Annotated in this window: 19 protein-coding genes and 1 pseudogene; 6 read left to right on the top strand and 14 right to left on the bottom strand. The window is 62.8% G+C overall.

The features are described from left to right. Positions 1–88 precede the first annotated feature (88 nt). A complete protein-coding gene (gene ugpB / locus AC0C6X_RS24525) occupies positions 89–1,393 on the bottom strand; it encodes a sn-glycerol-3-phosphate ABC transporter substrate-binding protein UgpB (protein WP_472955697.1) in 1,305 nt (434 codons plus the stop codon). Positions 1,394–1,702: 309 nt separating this feature from the next. Then, on the bottom strand, positions 1,703–2,626 hold the full coding sequence (locus AC0C6X_RS24520) for a DMT family transporter (protein ID WP_472955693.1): 924 nt from the start codon (positions 2,624–2,626) through the stop codon (positions 1,703–1,705). Between the two features lie 337 nt (positions 2,627–2,963). Between AC0C6X_RS24520 and AC0C6X_RS24515 the strand changes: the two genes are divergently transcribed. Then, positions 2,964–3,893 carry a LysR family transcriptional regulator gene (locus AC0C6X_RS24515; RefSeq protein WP_472955691.1) on the top strand — a complete coding sequence of 310 codons (930 nt, stop codon included), beginning with the start codon at positions 2,964–2,966 and terminating at the stop codon, positions 3,891–3,893. A 10-nt stretch (positions 3,894–3,903) separates the two neighbouring features. Here the strand turns inward: AC0C6X_RS24515 and AC0C6X_RS24510 are convergent, their stop codons facing one another. The 6 genes from AC0C6X_RS24510 to AC0C6X_RS24485 form a co-directional block, all read right to left on the bottom strand. After that, a complete protein-coding gene (locus AC0C6X_RS24510; RefSeq protein ID WP_472955689.1) occupies positions 3,904–4,710 on the bottom strand; it encodes an inositol monophosphatase family protein in 807 nt (268 codons plus the stop codon). Then, a complete protein-coding gene (locus tag AC0C6X_RS24505) occupies positions 4,707–5,678 on the bottom strand; it encodes a sugar phosphate isomerase/epimerase family protein (RefSeq protein ID WP_472955686.1) in 972 nt (323 codons plus the stop codon). Before AC0C6X_RS24505 ends, AC0C6X_RS24510 begins: the two co-directional genes overlap by 4 nt. Before the next feature lie 86 nt (positions 5,679–5,764). Beyond that, positions 5,765–6,823 carry an ABC transporter ATP-binding protein gene (locus AC0C6X_RS24500; RefSeq protein ID WP_173520034.1) on the bottom strand — a complete coding sequence of 353 codons (1,059 nt, stop codon included), beginning with the start codon at positions 6,821–6,823 and terminating at the stop codon, positions 5,765–5,767. Positions 6,824–6,825: 2 nt separating this feature from the next. Then, positions 6,826–7,614, bottom strand: a complete 789-nt coding sequence (locus tag AC0C6X_RS24495; RefSeq protein WP_472955683.1) for an ABC transporter permease — start codon at positions 7,612–7,614, stop codon at positions 6,826–6,828. Then, positions 7,611–8,495, bottom strand: coding sequence for an ABC transporter permease (locus tag AC0C6X_RS24490; protein ID WP_173520036.1), 885 nt, complete (start codon positions 8,493–8,495; stop codon positions 7,611–7,613). Before AC0C6X_RS24490 ends, AC0C6X_RS24495 begins: the two co-directional genes overlap by 4 nt. A gap of 74 nt (positions 8,496–8,569) precedes the next feature. Beyond that, entirely contained in the window at positions 8,570–9,664 is a 1,095-nt protein-coding gene (locus tag AC0C6X_RS24485; RefSeq protein ID WP_247960086.1) for an ABC transporter substrate-binding protein, read from the bottom strand. Positions 9,665–9,913: 249 nt separating this feature from the next. Here AC0C6X_RS24485 and pdxR point away from each other — a divergent pair, with 249 nt between their 5' ends. The 5 genes and pseudogenes from pdxR (at position 9,914) to AC0C6X_RS24460 (ending at position 13,027) form a co-directional block, all read left to right on the top strand. Beyond that, entirely contained in the window at positions 9,914–11,422 is a 1,509-nt protein-coding gene (gene pdxR, locus AC0C6X_RS24480; RefSeq protein WP_472955681.1) for a MocR-like pyridoxine biosynthesis transcription factor PdxR, read from the top strand. Between the two features lie 99 nt (positions 11,423–11,521). Beyond that, entirely contained in the window at positions 11,522–11,767 is a 246-nt protein-coding gene (locus AC0C6X_RS24475) for a type II toxin-antitoxin system ParD family antitoxin (protein WP_334198670.1), read from the top strand. A gap of 72 nt (positions 11,768–11,839) precedes the next feature. Further along, the gene (locus AC0C6X_RS24470; protein WP_334196733.1) at positions 11,840–12,076 is read left to right on the top strand and encodes a type II toxin-antitoxin system RelE/ParE family toxin; all 237 of its coding nucleotides are present in this window, start codon (positions 11,840–11,842) and stop codon (positions 12,074–12,076) included. Positions 12,077–12,359: 283 nt separating this feature from the next. Next, positions 12,360–12,611, top strand: coding sequence for a FitA-like ribbon-helix-helix domain-containing protein (locus tag AC0C6X_RS24465; RefSeq protein WP_334196734.1), 252 nt, complete (start codon positions 12,360–12,362; stop codon positions 12,609–12,611). After that, positions 12,608–13,027, top strand: a pseudogene (locus AC0C6X_RS24460) (PIN domain-containing protein). Before AC0C6X_RS24465 ends, AC0C6X_RS24460 begins: the two are co-directional and overlap by 4 nt. Positions 13,028–13,264: 237 nt before the next feature. Here the strand turns inward: AC0C6X_RS24460 and betA are convergent. From betA to AC0C6X_RS24430, 6 genes are all read right to left on the bottom strand, one after another. Then, entirely contained in the window at positions 13,265–14,950 is a 1,686-nt protein-coding gene (gene betA, locus AC0C6X_RS24455; RefSeq protein ID WP_472955678.1) for a choline dehydrogenase, read from the bottom strand. A 17-nt stretch (positions 14,951–14,967) separates the two neighbouring features. Continuing rightward, entirely contained in the window at positions 14,968–16,431 is a 1,464-nt protein-coding gene (locus tag AC0C6X_RS24450) for a purine-cytosine permease family protein (protein ID WP_472955676.1), read from the bottom strand. Between the two features lies 1 nt (position 16,432). Then, the gene (locus AC0C6X_RS24445) at positions 16,433–16,603 is read right to left on the bottom strand and encodes a hypothetical protein (protein ID WP_247959965.1); all 171 of its coding nucleotides are present in this window, start codon (positions 16,601–16,603) and stop codon (positions 16,433–16,435) included. Positions 16,604–16,706: 103 nt separating this feature from the next. Further along, complete coding sequence (locus AC0C6X_RS24440) at positions 16,707–17,597, bottom strand: polysaccharide deacetylase family protein (RefSeq protein WP_472955673.1); 891 nt, start codon at positions 17,595–17,597, stop codon at positions 16,707–16,709. After that, on the bottom strand, positions 17,594–18,331 hold the full coding sequence (locus AC0C6X_RS24435) for an SDR family NAD(P)-dependent oxidoreductase (protein WP_247959963.1): 738 nt from the start codon (positions 18,329–18,331) through the stop codon (positions 17,594–17,596). Before AC0C6X_RS24435 ends, AC0C6X_RS24440 begins: the two co-directional genes overlap by 4 nt. Beyond that, positions 18,328–19,110 (bottom strand): SDR family NAD(P)-dependent oxidoreductase, encoded by a 783-nt coding sequence (locus tag AC0C6X_RS24430; RefSeq protein WP_472955670.1) that lies wholly within the window; start codon positions 19,108–19,110, stop codon positions 18,328–18,330. The genes AC0C6X_RS24435 and AC0C6X_RS24430 overlap by 4 nt, the downstream gene beginning before the upstream one ends.

Raw genomic sequence — 19,110 nt, 5'->3', positions numbered from 1 at the left:
GCACTTTGAAGTGCTGCATGTTTTTATCCTTTAATCGGCGACGATTAAAGGAAACATGCAGTGGCGGTGCGGACGTTCGCTGAGAGGATCAGTTGCCGATCGCGGCAGTGATCGCCGCGTTTGCCTTCGCTACACCTTCGCTGAGAGCCGTCTTTGCATCCTTCTGTCCAGCAAGCATCGCCTCGAATTCTTCGTTGAGAATGTCGCGAACCTGCGGAAGGTTGACGAGGCGAACGCCCTTCGAATTTTCGGTCGGCGCCTTGCCCATCATTTGCTTGATCGGCGTTTCGCGACCCGGATTCTTTTCATAGAAGCCGGACTTCTTGGTTTCCTCATAGGCTGCGAGCGTCACGGGCAGATAGCCGGAGACCTGGTGGAGCTGGGCCTGGGTTTCCGTTTTCGAGAGGAAATGGAAGAACTCGGCCACGCCGTTGTATTCGGCATCACTCTTGCCGGCGAAGACCCAGAGGCTTGCGCCACCGGGAATGGTGTTTTGCGGGCCATGGCCTTCATAATAGGGAAGCTGGCCGACGCCATAATTGACGCCCGACTTCACGATGTCGCCCAGACCGCCGGAAGATTCGGTGAGGATGGCGCATTCGCCTGACATGAAGAGCTGCTTTGCTTCCGAGGTGCGGCCGCCGTAGCGGAAGGTACCGTCCTTGGCGAGGTCGGCAATCGACTGGAAATGCTCGACGAACAGCGGGGCGTCGATCTTCAGTTCCACTTCGAGGCCGGCAAGCCCGTTTTCGTTCGTGCCATAGGGTACATTGTTCCAGGCAGAGAAGTTCTCGGTCTGGATCCAGGTCAACCAGGTCGAGGTGAAGCCGCAATTTGCCGCCCCGCTCGCCTTGATTTTCTTCGCCGCCTCGAAGACCTCAGGCCATGTGGCCGGCGGCTTTGCCGTATCGATGCCGGCCTTCGCGAAAGCGTCCTTGTTGTAATAGAGAACCGGGGAAGACGAGTTGAAGGGGAAGGACAGCATGGTACCGTCCGGCTTGGAATAATAAGCAACGATCCCCGGCAGGTACTGATCCTTGTCGAACTCGTAGCCGCCCTTCTTAAGAACGTCCGCCACCGGGACCACCGCGCCCTCGGCACCCAGCATCACGCCGCTGCCTGCGTCGAAGACTTGCAGGATGGCGGGAGCCTGCCTGGAACGGAAGGCGGCGATACCGGCATTCAGCGTCTCGGCATAGGTCCCCTTGAAGACCGGAACAACCTTGTATTCCGACTGGCTTTCGTTGAACTCCTTGGCAAGCCGTTCAACCGTTTCGTTGTTGGCGCCGGTCATTGCATGCCACCAGGCAAGTTCCGTCGCCGCGAAGGCGCTCGAGGTGGCAAAGATCGAAAGCGCAGATGTGGCCGCAAGGGTCCATTTCAAAGCTCTCATGGCGGTTCCTCCCATTGGTAAGACGATAAGTCCCGATGCTCAGGCACGTCGACTCTCCTCAATCGGACGCGCCTGACTTTCGTTGCGAAAGTGCACCGATTAAAAACGAACGATTACGAACCCGCAAGAGAAAACTGGAACGGAAAATTCGCAGATTTTTCATAGTGGAATATTCGTTCTGCTTCATATGCGAATGGCGGATGAAGCGGCCAAACGGACAGAACGAGATGGATCCAGGCAAGCGGCGGCGGTGACATGGAAATTCTCGAGCGGCCGGCGATCGCCGGCCGCGAAAAGATGGCGCCTGTTTCAGACGAGCTTGATGAGAACGACGCCCGCAAGCAGCAGCAGCACCCCGGCAAGACGCAGGCCCGACACCGGCCTTTGCGGCAGGCGGAACAAGCCGTAACGATCGACGAATACGCTTGCCACCTGCTGCCCCGCGACCGTGAAACCAACGGCGGCAGCGGCGCCGATCACCGGGATCGCCGTAAAGACCGTGGTGACATAGGTCGCTCCGGCGAGACCGCCGAGCCAACCCCACCAGGGCATGGCCTGCACGCCGACAATGTTGGGACGGGGTGTCTTCTGTCCGGCGAGCGCCAAGAGCAGCACCGTTGCCATGGCGAGCGTAGCGACGAAGAACGAGATCGCGCCCACCGCAAACGGCGCACCGCCAAGATCATGGCGCAGCAGCGCATTGACGGCCCCCTGGACCGGGAGCACCGCACCGGCCACGAGTGCCAGGGCGATCCATCCAAGCTTGTCGGCCTCGATCTTGTCCTTTCCGCCTTGGCCGAACACAATCATGCCGACGCCGATCAGCACGACGAGCGTACCGATCGCGGCTCCGACCCGAAGCCCGGTTTGCACGACACCCAGCAGGCCGAAGCTGTCGAGCGCGAGAGAGGCGAGCATCTGCCCGGCGATAAAGAGCCCGACGGAAACGACTGCGCCGAGGCGGGGGAAGAGAACGATCGTCGAGACGACGTAGACGGCCGAGGCAGTGCCTCCGACGAGATGCCACCACTTAGCCTGCGGAACGGTCGCAAGCACGGCCAGTGTCCCGGTGAACAGGGCGACCAGAACCAGCAGGCCGGTGCCGATCGCGAGTTGGAGCGTGGTCGCCACGAACGGCGATCCGACCGCTTTCGAAAGTTGCGCGTTCGCGCCGGCCTGAACGGCGAGCAGACCGCCCGCGACGAGAGCCAATGGGACAAACAGGGTCTCCATGACGGGACCTCCTTGATGAGAATGACGTTGGACGGATGGGAGAAAAGGGATCAGGCGGTGATGCGCTCGCGAAACGGCAGCCGCGGCACGACAAATCTGGTGTCTCCATCGACCGGCCCATCCGATCATGGCTACTTAGTTAGACCGTGCTTTCTCGCAGCGCGATCTGTTGCTTTGCCGAGTTCTTCTGCATATTTGCACATCCGCAGCCACGACGACCGCGCAGGCCGACGCAACACCGGTGGCGTAATCAGGCGAGGTCGACTTGGCGGATCCGATCAATAGTGGCGCGCTGCAACTTCGCTCGCTCGATCACCAACCGTAGCTTTGGGCAATCATGCACAGCCATCACCGTATCGACTGGGAAGATCTCCGTTTTGTCTTGGCGGTCGCGGAGGCAAACTCCCTCGCCGCTGCCGCCCGCATGCTCGGCGTCAATCACACCACCGTGCTGAGACGCGTTGGATCGTTCGAGCAGAAACTGGGGGTTCGGCTTTTTGATCGCCTCCCTTCCGGCTACACGCTGACAGCCGGGGGCGAGGAACTGCTCGCGGTGGCCCGCCAGATGGCCGAGACCGTCACGGAACTCGAACGCCGACTGACGGGGCAGGACCTGCGTCTGGAAGGTAGCCTGCGCATCACCACCACCGACACGCTCATGGCTTCGATTCTGCCGTCGATATTGGCAGCCTTCCAGCAGCGCCATCCCGGCGTCCTCCTCGAGGTGAGCACGTCGAACGCTCTCGCAAATCTCTCCCATCGCGACGCGGACGTCGCCATTCGACCAGCAATCGATTCACCCGATGCCCTGGTTGGCCGCCGAATAGCGAGCGTTGCCTTCGCCGTCTATGCGGCGCCCGCCTACCTGCGGGAACGCGGCCTCGCTTCGATCGAGAAGATCAACTACGCAAACGAACGCTGGATTGGGCTCGGCGATGCGCTTGCCTCTACAAGCGTCGCACGGTGGATGCGGGCGACGCTGTCCTCTCCAGCGGTGCTGCGTTGCGACTCACTCGTTACGGCGCGTGAAACTGCCGCAGCCGGCATCGGCCTTACCGCCCTGCCGTGCTATCTCGGCGATACGACAGCCGGTCTGGTGCGCGTCGGCCCGCCTGTCGCTGAAATGACGAGGGAACTTTGGCTTCTCACCCACGAGGATCTCCGCCGTACGGCCCGCGTCAGCGCCTTTACCGAGTTTGCGGGCCAGGCACTTGCCAAACAACGCCCGCTGCTCGAAGGGCACCTTCCCTTGGAACGTTCCCGCTAGGGAATTTACCCTAGGCGACGGGATCCGTCCCGTGCCTCAGCCGATCGAGCGCTTCGGCGTGGAGCGTCCCGTTTGCTGCCATCAGGACCGTCTCGTACCGGCTCGCGTCGGTCAGCGTCCGGCCCTCCCAGTCCGTAACGATACCACCCGCCCCTTCGATGATGGGTATCTGCGGAAGGATGTCGTAGTCAAACACGTTGCTCTCGACCAGAAGGTCGATGCTGCCAAGCGCCAGCAGGCCGGCGGCGTAGCAATCATGAGACATTCGCGTGAAGCGCGCCCCCGCGGCCAGCCGCGAGAAGCGCTCTCTGGCATCGAGATCGAACTGCTCCAACGCCGATGTATAGACGATTGCCTCCCTGAGGCGGGCCGTATCGCTCGTTCGGACTGGCACACCGTTGAAGAGCGTCGGGCTCGTGCGTTGGCCGACCCAGCGCTCGTTCGTTATCGGCTGATCGATAATGCCGAGGACCGGCGCGTCCTGATGCAACAGGGCGATCTGGATGCCGAACGCAAGGGAGCCGGACGCAAAGGATTTCGTGCCGTCAATCGGATCGAGCACCCAAACCCATTCCGCCTCCGCATTTGAAGTGCCAAACTCCTCGCCACGAACACCGTGGCCGGGAAAGCACTTCTCGATCATCCGTCGCATCGTCATTTCGGCAAGGCGATCGGCGACGGTAACGGGGCTGCTGTCCGCCTTGGCGGCGATCTCGAGCCGCTGGCGAAAATAGGGACGGATAACGGTAGCGGCGGCATCGGCTATTTCGTGGGCGAATGCCAGAAACGCCGGCGGACAGACATTTTCGGCCGTCATTCTTGGACCTTCTCGGCTTGGGTTGTAATTCTCTGCAACAGGCTTCTGACCGTATCGACCTGCCGGCGGGCGGCGACGGCCTCCTGGCGCAACCGAGCCTGCTGATTGCCCGTTCCGATCGCGGTGAAGCTTGGCGAGCGGGCGGGAATGAACGGGTCTCGGGCCTCGGAGGCAAACCGGAGTGCCGGTGCGAAATAGCCCTCCTCCTCTTCCAGCCCGAAGGCCAGAACCTGAGGCTTGTCGCGGCCAAGCAGCAGGAGTTCCACCAACATCGCGAGCATCGGCAAGTCGCCGTCTCCGGACAGGCAGGCGAGATGGGCCCAACCGCCACGATCGGGTCTCACGAGGCAGTCCTTGACATGCACCTCGGTGATGTATGGCGACTGGGCGATCAGGGCCGACATCGGCATTTCAAATGCATTGATCATGTTGCCGAAATCGAACAGAAGGCTGAGGCGCGGATTGGCGACCGCCTCGATAATCCGGATCAACTCCGCCGATTTGAGATCCTCATGCTGTTCAAGCGTGAAGCGAAGCCTGCCGTCAGGATCGAGTATCTCGAGCCGGCGGAGATCTGCGATCGTCCATTCGACGATCTCAGAGACGCGCCCCTCGTAGCGCGGATAGCAGCGAAGCGAAGTGGTGCCTGTGGCAAGCGCGATGCGAACCGCATCCGAGAGCCCGGGCAGTTCCGTCGTGCTGGTTTCGACATGCAGTTCCAGGCCGAGCCCGCCAACCGCTGCCCCGAAGGCACGCAGCTCTTCGTCCGGCATTCTCGCGAGACTGGCCTGCTCGCCGTCCTCGACGTGAATCTTGAGGCCCGAGAGGCCCTGAGCTTTGGCGAATTCAGCCAGATGCAAGGGCTTCATGCCGCCAAAGCGGAAGTTCAGATGAAAGGCATAGGCATGAGCAAAAAGCGGCGCGCATCGCGCCCGTGCAGCCAGCTGCGCGCGGCTCTCAGCGGACAAGCCTTCTATCCTCTGTCGCCAATTCGGACGAGGCGTCATTTCCCACGGCATATCGGTCACCATCCCCGGTTCCTTCCCGCGCTGCGTCAGGCGGCAAGAACGAGCAGGTCGCGATCAGAAATGCTGACCTCGACCGGGGTGCCGACCGAAGGCGGCGGTCTATCGGGTTGATTGAACGTGTCGAGCGAGACGAACTGACCGGCAACCGCGACCCGGATGCGGATGACCGACCCTAGGAAATGCACCTCCGCGATATGGCCGGGGAGAACGACGCTGCCTTCGCCTTTTCGCCCCAGCGCCACGGTTTCCGGCCGAAGCGCCAGGCTCACCCGGTCTCCAGCCCGGCCAGGCAGCTTACGGTTCAGCGCCACCGGCAGATCCCCCAACCCTACCCGCCCTGCGGCTGCGTCGAGGAGGCTGGCGTCCAGGAGATTGAGCGTACCGACGAACTGCGCCACGAAACGCGTCGCCGGACGATTGTAGATTTCAAACGGTGTGCCGACCTGATCGGCAATGCCCTGATGCATGACCACGACCCGGTCCGACATCGACAACGCCTCTTCCTGATCATGCGTCACGAAGATGGTGGTGATGCCGAGCTCGCGCTGGATGCGGCGGATCTCCTCCCGCAGGCTCGTGCGTATCTTCGCGTCAAGTGCCGACAGCGGCTCATCCAGCAGCAGAACCTGCGGTCGGATTGCCAGTGCGCGCGCCAAGGCGACCCGCTGCTGCTGGCCGCCGGAAAGCTGGAACGGGTAGCGTTCGCCAAGATTCGGCAGGCCGACCATCTCCAACATTTCGCCGACACGTGTGCGAATGTCCGCCTTTCCTTCACCCTTTATTCGCAGCCCGAACCCGACGTTCTGCTCGACTGTCAGGTTGGGAAAGAGCGCATAGGCCTGGAAGACCATCCCGATGTTGCGACGGTTGGCAGCAAGCCCGCTGACATCGCGCCCGTCGATGCAGATCGCGCCTGATGTTGGTGTCTCGAAACCGGCGACCATACGCAGGACCGTGGTCTTGCCGCAGCCGGAGGGCCCGAGGAAGGAGATGAATTCGCCCTTCTCGATGTTGAGATTGAAATCCTTGACGACGCGATGCGCGCCAAAGGACTTTTCCAGTCGAAGGATATCGAGAAAGGCCATGGTCAGCGCCTCACGGTGGAGAATTTGGAAAAGCGGGTGAAAAGCTGGATCAGCCCCATACAGGCCCAGGTAATGGCAAAGGCCACCACCGCGAGCGCGGATGGTTCATAGGCTCGGTTGCCGCCCATCCAGACCATGTAGGGACCGAAGGAGCCGACGTTGAGCAGGGCGGCAAAGACATATTCGCCGATGACGATCGCGAAGGTCAGGAACGCCCCCGACAGTATTGAGACGAAGACGTTCGGCAGGATGACGACGGTGAGAATGCGCGCCCAGCCGGCCCCAAGGCTCTGTGCTGCCTCCGTCAGGCTGCCGATATCGATGGTGCGAAGGCCCGTATCCACCGAACGATACATGTAGGGGAGCGACAGCGTCGCATAACCGAACAGAAGCAGGAGATTGGTACCCCACCAGCTTCCCGTCAACGGCAGGACCGAGGACGTGTTGTAGATGCGGATATAGCCGAAGACGATGACGATCGGCGGAATGACCAGCGGCAGCAGCGTGAGGAACTCGACGATCGGCCGCAGGCCCGGAAAACGCAACCGCACGAAATAGGCGGTGGGGAACACGATCAGGATACCGAGCACGATCGTCAGCAGCGCCAGCACGACCGAATAGCCGAAGGTCTGCTGGAATTGCGGATCGGCCAGCACGACACGGTAGGCTTCGAAGCTGTAGCCATCGCGCTGCATGCGCATCGAGAAATCGACCATGCCGACGAGCGGCAGCAGGAAGTAAAGCCCGCCGAGGACGACGGCGAGCCAGGACCAGAGGCGTCTCTCCGTCATTTGACCCACCTTTCCGCGCGCATGCGCAAGAGGATGTAGATTGCATTGGCAATCGCGGTCAGCAGGATCATGGCGAAGGCAATGGCGTAGCCCAGATGCGGGTCATTGAGCACGTCGCCGCGAACCTGCGCGAACAGCACGATGGGGGCGATCGAGAGCGACGAGCCCGTAAGGGCGATGGCGGTGGCAACCGCTCCAAAGGCATTGGCGAAGAGCAGCGCCAGCGTGCCGAGCAGCGAAGGCCAGAGCACCGGCAATGCGACCATGCGCCAATATTGCAAGCCGCTGGCGCCAAGGCTTTCGGCCGCCTCGCGCCATTCGCGCCGCAACCCTTCCAGGGCGGGGGTGATGATCAGCACCATCAACGGGATCTGGAAATAGAGATAGGTAAGCGCCAGGCCCAGAAACGAGACGATGTTGAAGCCGGCCCCGTAGAGATTGATGCCAAACCAATGGCGCAGCAGCATCGTCACGAAGCCGAGGCGGCCGAGCGTTGCGATGAAGGCGAAGGCGAGCGGCACGCCGGCAAAGTTCGAGGCGACGCCCGAAAAGGTGAGAATGGCACCGCGCAGCGGGCGCGGGAGACCACCGAGGGTGATGGCGGCAGCGATCAGGAAGCCGAAAAGACATCCGAGCGCCGCCGTCAGCAGGCTGAGTTCGATCGATATCCAGAAGGCCGACCGTATGGAGGGTGACAGAAGTTTGCCAAGGTTCTCCAGCGTCACCTGTCCCTCAGCGTTGCGGAACGCGCCGAGCACGATGTTGAGTGTCGGCAGGATGAGGAAGAGCGTGGCGAAGAGGAAGAAGGGAGCAACCCCGAGCCAGCTGAAAACCTGCCGCGGCCGGAACGCCGTCGGCAGGGATGCGACGCTTGTCGTCATCGGATTTGTCCCTGGAATAAATTGCGCCAAAGCGGGCGAGAGGCTTCGTGCGAGCCTCTCGCCGGCCGAAAGACTTATTTCACGTTGGCGCCGACCACCTTGTCCCAGCCCTCGACCACGGCGGTCTTGTTGGCGGCAAGTTCGTCGACCGTCGGGAAGATCGCCTTTTCATAGGCTTCGGCCGGCGGCAGCTTGTCGAGCAGATCCTGCGGGAACTTGCCGGCCTTCAGCATGGCGTTGAAGCGCGCCGGGTGGCAGTAGCCCTTCAGCCAGCCGGTCTGGCCCTCGTCGGAATAGAGGTATTCCATCCAGAGCTTGGCGGCGTTCGGATGCGGCGCATAGGCGGAGATCGCCTGTACATAGACGCCGGCGACGACACCGCTTGCCGGCACGACCACGTCCATCGGCGGATTGCCTTTCAGCGCGTCTCGCCAGGCCAAGAGATTGTAGTCCCAGGCAGCGACGATCGGCGTCTGCCCCTGTGCGATCGTGCCGGCCTTGCCGAGCACCGGCACGAAGTTGCCGGACTTGTTCAGTTCCGCAAAGAGCTCCAGGCCCTTGCCGCCGGATTCCGTTCCAGGCTTGGCACCGCGCGAAATACCGGCCGACATCAATGCGAGGATTGCCTGCGCCGAGGACCGCGGGTCGCCGGTCAGCGCCACCGCCCCGGAATATTCCGACTTCGACAGATCCGACCAGTCGGTCGGTGCGGTCTCAAGCAGGTCCTTGTTCACGCCGAAGGCCATGACGCCGTAATAATCGCCGTACCAATAACCCTTATCGTCCTTGATATTGCCGGGGATTTCGTCCCAGGTCGCCACCTTGTATGGCTGAAGCAGGCCCTCTTGCGCGGCAGCCGGCGCGAAGGCCAGGCCGAGATCGACGACGTCGGGGGCCTGCGACCCCGTATTGCCCTTGTTCGCCCGGATTGCTTCCAGCTCATCGGCCGTACCGGCGTCAGGGTTCAGTTCGTTGACCTCTATGCCCGGATACTTGGCCTTGAACCCCTCTATGACCTCGCCATAGTTGCACCAGTCGTGCGGCAGCGCGATGACCGTCAGCATGCCTTCCTTCGTGGCGGCCGTGACCAGCTCTTTGGCGGCTTCAGCGCGCGCGAGACCCGGCAGCGCCGCTGCCAAGGCAAGCGTGGAGACGAAGGCGCGGCTCATTGCGCGCGATACAAGCTTCTTCATGAACTCCTCCTGTTGACCGTCAGCGACGGATCGTGGGCGATGGCTGTTTTTTTCCTTGCATCCGGTCGTCGGCACCGCCGCCTGGCCCGGTTCCCCCGCACCTTGTCTGCGTCCTGCGGGGGCTGCATCGGTGCGTTTTTGTGTAGGGACAGGATGTAACAATTGGACGACGAAGGAACGTCCATTATGATGCATTTGACTGTACCAATTTTGAAAGACGCATCGATGGTCAAACAACTTGAAGGCCCTATCCTGCCTTTCCTTCGCCTCGACGCCACGATCGCGCTGCCGAAATTCCGCCAGGTGCAGGACCAATTGCGCGCGGCGATCCTCAAGGGGCACTTGCGCGCCGGAACAAGGCTACCCGCAAGCCGCATCCTTGCCGAGGAGTTGGGCCTGTCGCGCCAGACCTTGGTGCGGGTGCTCGAGAACCTGAAGGCGGAGGGCTACCTGGAGGCACGACAGGGAGCCGGCACTTTCGTGTCGGCCGCCCTGCCCCGCCCATCCGCCAACCGCCGCTTCACCCCAATTCGGCGAGATGCCGCGGAGAGCGCACCGCCGCGCCTGTCGCGTATCGGCGACCTCTCACGCCTGATGTCGGCCGATATCGGCCAGATGGAAGACAGGCCTTTCCTCCCGAATCGTCCGGCGCTCGACCGGTTTCCTTTCGCCGTCTGGCGCAAATGCTGGAATTCGGTGACGCGCGGCGGCAAGGCCGTGGCCTTGGGCTACGGCGACGTTGCGGGCGAACTGGTTCTGCGGCAGAGGATCGCCGAATATCTGGCCCTGCATCGGCGCGACCCCTGCGATCCCGAGCAGATCGTCATCACGCCCGGCGGGCATGCAGCCTTCACGCTCGCAGCCCTGGCGCTTGCCGACCCTGGCGATGGCATCTGGTTCGAGGATCCGGGGCCCGTGACGACCAGCAACCTTTTCCGCACGCTCGGGCTGCGACTGTGTCCGGCCGATGTCGATGCGGACGGCATGGATGTCGAAAGCGTCATGGCGCGCTATCCCGATGCGCGGCTCGCCTTCGTGATGCCGTCGCGCCAGCACCCGCTCGGCATTACCCTGTCGCTGCCCCGCCGGCTTGCCCTGCTCGAATGGGCACGGGCAAACGATGCCTGGATCATCGAGGACGATTACGACAGTGAATTCCGTTATGACGGTGCGCCGCTGCCCTCCATGCGCTCGATCGACGGCTCCGACCGGGTGATCTACGCGGGCAGTTTCAGCAAGGCGCTCTACCCGGGAATCCGCGTCGGCTATCTCGTCTTGCCGCCGCAGCTCGTCGGGGCCTTTCGCACGCTTTCGGGGTTGATCCATCGCAGCGTGCCAGTGGAAACCCAGCTCGCCCTTGCCGAGTTCATCGGCGGCGGTCATTTTGCCAGCCATCTGCGCCGCATGCGCGGCCTTTACGCCGAGCGCCGCGAGGCCTTCATCCAGGCCGGACGAGAGACCCTCGCCGGACTCGCCCGCATCGACTGCTCCGAAAGCGGGCTCAACGCGCTCGCCTGGCTGGAGGGCGGCCGGGAGGACCAGGCCCCGCACCGCGCGGCGCTCGATGCGGGGCTGCAATGTTATCCGCTGTCCGACTATACGATCGCGTCACCCCAGCCCGGGGCGCTCATTCTCGGTTATGCCGGCGTTCCGGCGGATCGGATGAGACCTCTTCTTCTTCGGCTGGCCGAGGCGATCGCCCGAAAGGAAGGCCACATCGGGAAGGTCTCTTGAAAATAAGATCGAGCGTTCGCATTTGAGGTGACGTCGCAGTGTCAATAACTGCGCAAGAATTGTTATTGTGGCATGCTGTAATGCAATCGGAGGTGTCACATAAACGTTTCCATTGGTGACCGCTGGGAAGCCTTTGTATCCAACATCGTGAAGGACGGCCGTTACGGTTCCGCCAGCGAAGTCGTGCGGGAACGACTGCGCCTGGTCGAGGAACGCGAACAGAAGCTGAGGGCTCTGACCAGCCTGCTCAACAAATCGATTGCCGACGGCGGTGAAGCGTCGGATGCAGATATTAACGCGGCGCTGGAGGCGAAGGCCGCCCAACTAACCAGGGAAGGCTTCTAAGCGTGCCGCAGCTTCGTATGCTGCCTTCGGCACTCACTGACCTCGTCAATATTCTCGAATACATCACCTAGCTTGGTCGTCGGCCGTCGCTTTGTCGGGGAACTCCGGCAAAAATGCCGGACACTGGCCGACCTCCCCGGCACCCTCGGCCGAGCACGGCCGGAATTGCGTCCCGATATCCGCAGCTCGGCGTTCAAGGGATACGTCATCTTCTTCCGCTATGTCGACGAACGTTTTGAGGTAGTCAACATCATCGAGGGACACCGCGACATCGACGAGCTGTTTTCTCCGGTCGACACGGACGAGTAACTCCCAGGCCCAGCTAACCCAACCGCCTATTCTACGCGCGTTCGGCGGGGTGGCGGCCCTCGGCAACCAGCCGCCGGCGCGTTGCCGCTCGCCCAACGACAATCTGCTCAATGAGCCGCACGGCTGAAGCGCTACGGTGGGATGTATTGGGCGTTCGGCTCGGACGGGAAGACGGAACTGTCTATGACCGGCAAACCTTCGATGCCGCGCACGGCTGTGAGTCCGATTGAAAATTGGCCATCAATGCATTCTATGCAATCAATGACTAATGGAGGCGTTCAACATGGCCAGCATTACCATTCACAACATCGACGATCGGATGAAACAGAGGTTGCGCGTCCGCGCGGCGACCCACGGCCGTTCGATGGAAGACGAGGTACGCGACATCTTGAAAATGGTGTTGGCGCAGCAGGAGGCAACAGCGGGAAACCTCGCTGGCGCTATCCGCGCCCGTTTACAGCCGCTTGGCGGCGTCGAACTGGAACTTCCCGCGCGCGAACCGATCCGTGACGTTCCGCATTTCTCCGCCCTATGATCGTTTTCGACACAAACATCATACCGAACTGCTATTGCCGGCTCCGGAGCCCGCGGTTGTCGACTGGCCTGCGGAACAGCCTTCGGCCGCGGTCTTCACGACCACGATCACCGAAGCCGATCCTATACGGTCTACGCCTGCTTCCCGATGGGCGCCGCCGGCGCGACCTTGAAGCGGCAATCTTGCCGATCTTTGCGCAAGATCTCGCCGGTCGTGTCCTGCCGTTCGATCGGGAGGCCGCCGACGTTTACGGTTTAATTGCAACTGAGCGGCGCAAGGCCGGTCGCCCGATTAGTCAGTTCGACGCGCAGATCGCCTCGATCGCCCTCTCCCGCGGCGCCGCGCTGGCAACCCGGAATGTTTCGGATTTCGAGGGTGTCGGTTTGGTGATCGTCAACCCTTGGACGGGTAAATAAGGTGGTCGAACGCGCTCATTCTCGGCTATGCCGGCGTTCCGGCGGATCGGATGAGACCTCTTCTTCTTCGGCTGGCCGAGGCGATCGCGCGAAAGGAAGGCCACATCGGGAGATCAGGCGGTTGAGGAGCTTCTCGACCGCCAAAGCCCATTCGTTCGGCTCTTGCCTATCGCCGCGAGCTCGCCGGGCCACCACATAACCGATACCCCGCAACATGCCGCACCGCCTTCTCTGACGTCATTGTCGGACGGCGCGCAGCGGCTTGCCACTACGCTGCGTTACGCCGACACCCGGTGCAACACCGACTTCCGCGTTGGAGGCCGCGAGCAGCGGCTTGCCACGCACCATGTCGGAGGCCCGCTCCGCCAGCATGATCGTCGGCGCATTGAGATTGGCGTTCGGCTCTGACGGAAAGACGGAACTGTCGATGACCCGCAAACCTTCGATGCCGCGCACCTTGAGCTCGCTATCGACGACCGCCATTCCATCCTCGCCCATCCGGCAGGAGCCGCAGGGGTGATAGGTGCTCTCCATGGTCTCACGCACCCAGGCGTCGATCTCGTCATTCGTGCGAACATTCGCCCCCGGGGCGATCTCCTCGCCCCGGAAACGGTCGAAGGCCGGCTGGGCGATGATCTCGCGCGTCAGCCGCAGGCAGCGGCGGAACCCTTCGCGGTCCTCTTCGCGGTCGAGATAGTTGAAGAGGATATCCGGCTGTTCATGCGCTTCGGGAGAGCGTAGCCGCACATAGCCCCGACTCTTCGGCTTGTTCGGTCCGGTCAGTACCATGAAGCCATGGCCATCGAGCGGCTTCTTGCCGTCGTAGCGCATCGCCGCCGGCAGGAAGTGGAACTGAACATCAGGCCACTGAAGCGAGGCGTCGGAACGAATGAAGCCGCCGCTTTCGAAGTGGTTCGAGACCGAGAGCCCCTTCTTGAGCAACAGCCATTCGGCGCCGATCAAGGCCTTGCTCAAAAGCCCCATCTTGCCATTGAGCGTGATCGGCTCCTTGCAGGCATATTGGATATAGACCTCGGAATGATCCTGCAGGTTCTCCCCGACACCCGGCAGATCGTGCAACACCGCGACGCCCGCCTGTTGCAGAACCGGCGCCGGGCCGATGCCGGAGCGCTGCAACAGGTGGGGCGATCCGATCGGCCCGGAGGAGATGAGCACTTCGCGGTTCGCCCGTGCAACAACACGTTCGCCAGCAAGTTCGTATTCGACGCCGACGGCGCGCTTGCCTTCGAGCAACACCCTTCGTGTCATGGCATGCGTGACCACGGTGAGGTTCGGCCGGTCCATCGCCGGCTTCAGATAGGCATTGGCCGTCGACCAGCGCACGCCGTTCTTCACGGTCATGTGCATCGGCCCGAAGCCTTCCTGCATGTATCCGTTCGGATCGTCGGTGGCGATGTAGCCCGCCTCGCGACCGGCATCGACGAAAGCGCGGTAGAGCGGGTTTTTCATCTTGTTGCCGGCATTGGTCGCAAGCGGCCCGGAGGCGCCGCGATAGCTGTCCCCGCCGTCCTGCCAGCTTTCGGCCCGCTGGAAATAGGGCAGGCAATTGGCATAGCGCCAGCCGCGCGCGCCCAGTTCCTCCCACTCGTCGAAGTCCCGAGCATGGCCACGCATGTAGACGAGACCGTTGATCGACGACGAACCGCCGATCACCTTGCCGCGCGGACAATGCACCCGGCGGCCGTCGAGACCGGGTTCCGGCAGGGTCATGTATTTCCAGTTGTACTTCGTTCCGTTCATCGGAATGGATAGCGCCGTCGGCATCTGGATGAAGATCGACTTGTCGCTGCCGCCGAATTCCAGCACGAGTACCCTGGTGGACGGATCCTCCGACAGGCGGTTGGCAAGCACGCAGCCGGCCGACCCTGCGCCGATGATGATGTAATCGTATCTGTCGCTCATGGCGGTGATCTCCGGTGTCACGGGTATTGGCCCCAGCCACGGCCGCGGGCGAAGAGCCGGGTCAGCACGTAGTGCACGGCACCTGCCGCAAGGCAGGACGGCACGGAGGCGGTCAGGTATTTGAAGGCCGGCAGGCTCGCGAGCGTCTGCGGGTTGAAGACGGCGACATAGACGATGAAGCCGACCGCAAGAGCGAAGAGCCCGATGGGGTTGAAGCCCGCGCAGAAGCGGTAAGGTCCGTTTTCCTGCGGCCCGTGCAGGCTGCGCATGTCGAGCTTCTGGCCACGCAGGAAGAAGTAATCGGCGATGCCGATGCCGGCGAGTGCGGAGTTCAGCGCCGAGGTCCATACCAGGAAGATGAAGAAGCCGTCGTACATCTGCGGGTAGAAGATCACGAGCCCGAACGGGATGAGGCAGAAGAGGAACAGGATCGTGCCCCAGGAAATCGCGCGCACCGACGCCGTACCGACCTGCCTGAGGCCGACAATGGACGTGTAGAGGATGTTCGCCATAGAGGTCATGTTGGCGAAAGCGACAAAGAGCAGCGCCACGATGCCGATCATCGGGCCGGCGATCTTCGTCATCCAGATGGTCGGATCGCTTTCACCGAGCGCAACCGCCGCAAGCAGACCGACGATTTCGCCAAGTGCAGCCGCACCGAAGATGCCGAGAATGTTTGGCCAGAAGGCGGTGCGCTCGCTCTTCGTCAGCCGCGCCAGGTTGCCGATATAGGGCCACCACGAGAAGCCGGCGGCGAGATTGACCTCGACCGCGACGACGAAGTTCAGCGTCTTGTCCTCGAAGGGCGGCGCGAGCGCGGGAAGTGCCAGAAGCTCGCCGATCGAATGGTGGCTGAGGATGAGGTAGAGCATCGCCACCATCAACAGCACCAGCGCCGGCGAAACGACCATGTTGAAGAACTTGATCGAGGTCGGCCCCTTGGCGACGATGAACCAGGTGAGAAGGATGGCGCCAATGGCGGCGACGATCATCTTGGTGCCGGTCGGGTTGGCCGCTTCGTTGGCGCTGAGCGCCATCAGGCCGTCAATCGAGCGGCCGAACATCATGGCAAGGACGGCGAGCCAACCCATGGTCAGCACGACCACGGCAAGCACATAGACGACGCGGCTGCCGTTGTAGCCGAATTGGCTGCGCAGCGCGACGAATTGCTCGACACCGTAGCGGCCCGACATGGTTGTCGTGGCGAGCGCGGTCAGAACGACGCCGACGATGTTGCCGATGACGATGGCGGCGATGCCCTCCTTCGGCCCGACGAAAAGACCGACGGAGCCGCCGATCAGAAAGGCCCAGGTGGCAATCGCCAGCGCGGAGTTGGCATAGGTGAACTCCCAAAAGCCCCAGAGCCTTTCGGATGGCAGCAGCGGCGCATCGCCGCGCTCGGCGGCGGCGCGGTTGCGCGCCGCCTCTGCCTGTTCGGTTTCGACGGATGCCAGCCGGCCCAGTGCAACGTGATCGGTCATCTCACGCCCCCCAGAACCAGAAGCCGACAACCAGCAGCAGCGTCAGCACGGTCATGCCGGTGTAGTCGAGCTTGGTCATCCTGCCCTCGAAGCGGTCTCCAGCCTCGATGTCCTCATAGATGCGGGCGCGCCGAGACAGTTCGCTCTGCCAGGCGATATCGTTGTGTTCCATTGTCGTTCCCCTTTTCGCGTCGCGCCTTTTGGCGTCTTTCCCGCGAAGACAGTCGCGGCTCCATCAGCCGCCGATCTTCGGGAGCGGGCGAACCCGCTTCCGGCTACCGAACCCGCACGGGCTCGGAATAGAAGGGCAGCCGGTCGATCCTCGGCGACCAGCTGCCGTTTTCGACAACGCGCCGCACATGGGCGGCAATCTCCTCCATCGGCGCGAACCAGACGTCGCCGCGTGTGAGAACCTGTTCGAGAAAGCGGTGCACCACCTCCCAGCGGGCCAGACGGCCGGTGGCAAACGGATGGACGACCGGCACCCAGAGCGCGCCATGGCGATAGGCGGTCTCGAACTCCTGCGCAAAGGCGGCAAAGCCCTGTTCCGGCGCCCGGATCGGCATCATGTAGTCGAGGTCCATCGACTGGACGTATTGCGGCCAATCGTCGAGACCCCAATGCGAAGGAAGTTCGACGAGGCGCCCGGCATCGCACTCGAGGAGGTAGGGAATATCGTCGCCCATCAGCGAGGCGTCATACTCAAAGCCACGCGACACCAGGAGATCGGCGGAGCGATGGGAGAAATTGTAGAGCGGTGCCCGCCAGCCACGCGGCCGCTTGCCGCTCGCTTTCAAGATCACCGCGATGCCACGATCGAGCCAGCAAGCCTCTTCGTCATCGGAAAGCTCGCGCGGGTGTTCGTGCAGGAAGCCGTGATGAGCAAGCTCGTGACCGCCTTCGAGGATCGCCTCGATCGCTTGCGGATATTGCTCGATGCACCAGGCAGGAACGAAGAACGTCTGTTTGATCCCAAGTTGCCGGTAGCTCTCGACGATGCGCGGGATCGCCACCTTCGGCCCGTATTGCAGCATCGAAATCGCCGAGACGCGGCTATGGCCATCCTCGGGATGGGCGATATGGATGAGGCTGTCGGCATCCATGTCGAAGGTGATAGAGGCGGCGCACTTGGCGCCATTCGGCCAGGGGATGGGGTTGCGGATCATGGCATGATGCTCCCGCCGTTGCTGCCGATCCCCTGACCGGTGAAGTAGCGTCCTGCGGACCCGGCAAGGAACAGCGCGAGTTCACCGATCTCCTCCGGCTTGCCGAAGCGGGCAAGCGGGATCGCCAACTCCCGAGCGCGCCATTCCGCGCTCATATGGGCGACACCCAGCATCTCCGTATCGATCGGACCTGGGCAGATGGCGTTGACGAGGACGCGTGGCGCGAACTCCTTCGCCCAGGAACGCACCAGGCCGAGCACGCCGTGTTTCGAGGCGACATAGGGCGAGAACGTCTCGCGGCCGTAATAGGCCATGTCGGAAGCGATCATGATCAGCCGGGCCGGCGCTTCGGCCGTTCCGTTCATCAGCCCGAGCGCCATTTTGCCGACGAGGAAGCTGCCGCGCAGGTTGACGGCAATTACCCGGTCGAAATCGGCAACCGGCGTTTCGAGTAGCGGCGCCTCGTGGATGACGCCGGCGCAGTGAACGACGACATCCAGTCCGCCGAACGTCCGCCGCAGCGCCTCGCCGACGGCGGCGACGGCGCCTTCGTCAGAAACATCGCAGGCGAGCGTGAGCGCCTCGGTCGCTCCTGCCCGTGCGGCCGCCGCCGCGGTCTCCTCAGGTTTGCGGATGTCGGCAAGCGCAACGCGCGCGCCGGACGCGGCGAAAGCCAGCGCACAGGCGGCGCCGATGCCACGATGGGCGCCGGTGATGAGAACACGCGTGCTCATGCCATCACCTCGCCGCGGTCGAGCATCAGCGCCTGGCCCGTCATATCCTTGGCACCGTCAGAGGCGAGGAAGAGATAGGGGGCGGCCAGATCCTCCGGCTCGAGCAGTCCCGGCAGAACCTGCGCGCCGACGATCTCGGCCAGGAGATTTTCTTCGCTGCGCCCGGTGCGCAACGACATGTTCTTCAGCGACAACATCGCTGCCTCTGTGCGCACCCAGCCCGGACAGACGGCGTTGACGCGGATCCCCTTGCCGGCGAGTTCCTTCGCCATCACGCGGGTAAAGCCGAGGTTGGCATGCTTGGAGGCGATATAGGCGGAGAACTCCGGCACCGCGACCCGGCTCCAGATCGACGCGGTGACGACAATACGGCCGCCGGCGGCCATATGCGGCACCGCGCGGCGGGTGACGTAGAAGGTGCCGTTGGTGTTGATATCCGTGATGCGGCGGAACGTGTCCTCGACGGCATCCCCTTCTTCGGTTAGTGGCGTGATGCGCTCCAGCCCGGCATTGTTGACGAGAACGTCGATCCGCCCAAGCGGCGCAAGTGTCGCCTTCACCGCGGCGCTGTCGGTGATGTCGCATTCGAGCGCCGCGATCCTGCGGCCGAAACGAGCCGACATTTCGCGGGCTGCCGCATGGATGCCGGCGCCGGAGGAGAGGATCGTCACTTCGGCTCCGGCAGCGGCAAACCCCTCGGCCACAGCACGGCCGATGCCGCGGCTCGCGCCGGTCACCAGCACGTGTTCGCCGGAAAAATCGTAACGAATGCGCCCCAT

Source organism: Ensifer sp. VA4 (assembly GCF_055710065.1).
The sequence above is the reverse complement of the archived record's forward strand: the minus strand, read 5'-3'. Positions and strand labels throughout refer to the sequence as shown.

Bases quoted from the DNA above. Each gene is read 5' to 3' on its own strand.
- AC0C6X_RS24440 (WP_472955673.1), bottom strand. From the start codon at position 17,597: ATGATCCGCAACCCCATCCCCTGGCCGAATGGCGCCAAGTGCGCCGCC.
- AC0C6X_RS24450 (WP_472955676.1), bottom strand. From the start codon at position 16,431: ATGACCGATCACGTTGCACTGGGCCGGCTGGCATCCGTCGAAACCGAA.
- betA (WP_472955678.1), bottom strand. From the start codon at position 14,950: ATGAGCGACAGATACGATTACATCATCATCGGCGCAGGGTCGGCCGGC.
- ugpB (WP_472955697.1), bottom strand. From the start codon at position 1,393: ATGAGAGCTTTGAAATGGACCCTTGCGGCCACATCTGCGCTTTCGATC.
- AC0C6X_RS24445 (WP_247959965.1), bottom strand. From the start codon at position 16,603: ATGGAACACAACGATATCGCCTGGCAGAGCGAACTGTCTCGGCGCGCC.
- AC0C6X_RS24520 (WP_472955693.1), bottom strand. From the start codon at position 2,626: ATGGAGACCCTGTTTGTCCCATTGGCTCTCGTCGCGGGCGGTCTGCTC.
- AC0C6X_RS24485 (WP_247960086.1), bottom strand. From the start codon at position 9,664: ATGAGCCGCGCCTTCGTCTCCACGCTTGCCTTGGCAGCGGCGCTGCCG.
- AC0C6X_RS24435 (WP_247959963.1), bottom strand. From the start codon at position 18,331: ATGAGCACGCGTGTTCTCATCACCGGCGCCCATCGTGGCATCGGCGCC.
- AC0C6X_RS24515 (WP_472955691.1), top strand. From the start codon at position 2,964: ATGCACAGCCATCACCGTATCGACTGGGAAGATCTCCGTTTTGTCTTG.
- AC0C6X_RS24490 (WP_173520036.1), bottom strand. From the start codon at position 8,495: ATGACGACAAGCGTCGCATCCCTGCCGACGGCGTTCCGGCCGCGGCAG.
- AC0C6X_RS24500 (WP_173520034.1), bottom strand. From the start codon at position 6,823: ATGGCCTTTCTCGATATCCTTCGACTGGAAAAGTCCTTTGGCGCGCAT.
- AC0C6X_RS24495 (WP_472955683.1), bottom strand. From the start codon at position 7,614: ATGACGGAGAGACGCCTCTGGTCCTGGCTCGCCGTCGTCCTCGGCGGG.
- AC0C6X_RS24510 (WP_472955689.1), bottom strand. From the start codon at position 4,710: ATGACGGCCGAAAATGTCTGTCCGCCGGCGTTTCTGGCATTCGCCCAC.
- pdxR (WP_472955681.1), top strand. From the start codon at position 9,914: ATGGTCAAACAACTTGAAGGCCCTATCCTGCCTTTCCTTCGCCTCGAC.
- AC0C6X_RS24465 (WP_334196734.1), top strand. From the start codon at position 12,360: ATGGCCAGCATTACCATTCACAACATCGACGATCGGATGAAACAGAGG.
- AC0C6X_RS24430 (WP_472955670.1), bottom strand. From the start codon at position 19,110: ATGGGGCGCATTCGTTACGATTTTTCCGGCGAACACGTGCTGGTGACC.